Genomic DNA, 1750 nt, shown 5'->3' with positions numbered 1-1750 from the left:
AGGGTACGGCGCGTCTGCCGGCGGGGCGGCGGGGAGGCCGCCGGGCGCGAGGGCGGCTCGGCCGCCCTCGGGCTCGGTGCGTGCGCGGGCGGGGTCGCGGCGGTCACTTCTTGACGACCTGGTTGTCGGTGGCGTCCTTGAGCGCGTCGTCGTAGCCGCTCGCCGCCTTGTCGACGGAGAGATCACCCGTCGTGACGCCTTCCATCGCCTCCTGGATGGCGGTGGACACCTTCGGGTACGCCGGGTAGGCGGGCCGGTAGTGCGTGCTCGCGACGAGATCCGTGAAGAACTTGATGCCGGGCTGGGCGCTCGCGTACGACGGGTCGCTCGCGACGTCCTTGCGTACGGAGATGCCGGAGTTGGCGATGTACCACTTCTCGGCGTTGGCCTTGGTCTGCATCGTCCTGACGAAGTCGAAGGCGAGGTCGGGGTTGCCCGCCTTGGCGGGGATCGCCCAGGTCCAGCCGCCGGACATGCTCACCTTGCCGGGGGCCTGGCCGTGCTGGGTGGGCATGTACGCGAGGCCCAGCTCGCTCGACCACTTCGGCCATTCGTGCCCGCTGCCCTTCAGCCAGGCCTGGGGGAGCCAGGAACCGTCGAGGGCGATGCCCAGCTTGCCCTTCGGCAGCAGATCCCCGGCGACGATGGTCTGGATGTTGGGGTCGAGGGCGTCGGAGACGTCCGGGCCGAGCTTCTCCTTGTAGACGGTCTCGACGAACCGCAGCGCGTCCTTGAAGCCCTGGCTCCCGGCGATCCACTTCTTGGACGCCTTGTCGTACAGCGGGTCCGTCGTCCCGTCGTTCGTGCCGTAGAGCAGCATCTCGAAGGTCTGCATCGTGGCGGCCTCACCCGCGGGCTTGCCGGTGTAGAGGTTGATCGGCGTGACGCCCGGGACCTTCTTCTTGACGGCGCGGGCGGCGGCGAGGACGTCGTCCCAGTTCTTCGGCTGCCAGTCGGCGGGAAGCCCCGCCCGCTTGAAGATGCCCTTGTCGAACCAGAGCCCCCGGGTGTCGGTGCCGTCCGGGACGCCGTACGTCTTCCCGTCCTCGGCCTTCGCCGCGGCCTTCGCGGTGTCGATGAACTGGTTCCAGTCGGGCCACTTGGCCAGGTCGGCGTCCAGGGGCTTCAAGTACCCGCTGGTGATGTCGGAGTTGATGAGGAAGGTGTCCTCGTAGACGAGGTCCGGGGCGGTCTTGGGGGAGCGGAGCATCTGCTGCAGCTTGGTGTAGTACTCCGAGTCCGGGGCCTTGATGGGGACGAGCTGGACCTTCTTGCCGGGGTAGCGCTTCTCGAACTGCTTCTTGATGTCCGCGAGATAGTCGTCCATCACACGGATCGAGTTGTCCGTGGACTGCTTGAACGAGATCCTCACGGTGTCCGGACTGCTTCCGGAACCGCTGCCGCAGCCGGTGAGGGCGCCTGCGGCGAGAGCGGTGGAGAGGAGGGCGGTGATGGCGGCGGTGGGGCGCACGGGCATGACCTCCTGCGGGCCTACGTCGTTGTCGGCCGAGATGGTTGCCCGGTGAAGGTAGGAGGAGTGGTCTAGTCAGGTCAATGCGCCTGCAGGGTTGCGGTGTCGGGGTCGGGGCGGGTACGACGAGCGGCTAACGACCGGGAACCCATCGGTACTGCAACTCCGGTCGCCCCACGGTCCCGTACTGCGGGCTGCGTGCCGCCCTGCCCGCGTCCACCAGGTGTTCCAGATAGCGCCGGGCCGTGATCCGGGATATCCCCACGGCCTCCGCCACCC

2 protein-coding genes are annotated in these 1750 nt (G+C 68.3%); both read right to left on the bottom strand.

Going from position 1 to position 1750, the window contains the following annotated elements:
* Window positions 1–103: 103 nt before the first annotated feature.
* Window positions 104–1477, bottom strand: a complete 1374-nt coding sequence (locus GRC12_RS44175) for an extracellular solute-binding protein (protein WP_208786055.1) — start codon at window positions 1475–1477, stop codon at window positions 104–106.
* A gap of 127 nt (window positions 1478–1604) precedes the next feature.
* Window positions 1605–1750, bottom strand: a 146-nt coding sequence (locus tag GRC12_RS44170; protein ID WP_280117606.1) for a FaeA/PapI family transcriptional regulator, incomplete at its 5' end; no start/stop codon positions are given.

This window comes from Streptomyces griseorubiginosus (assembly GCF_017614965.1).
Classification (GTDB): Bacteria; Actinomycetota; Actinomycetes; order Streptomycetales; family Streptomycetaceae; genus Streptomyces; species Streptomyces griseorubiginosus_B.
This window is presented reverse-complemented; position numbering and strand designations above follow the sequence as displayed.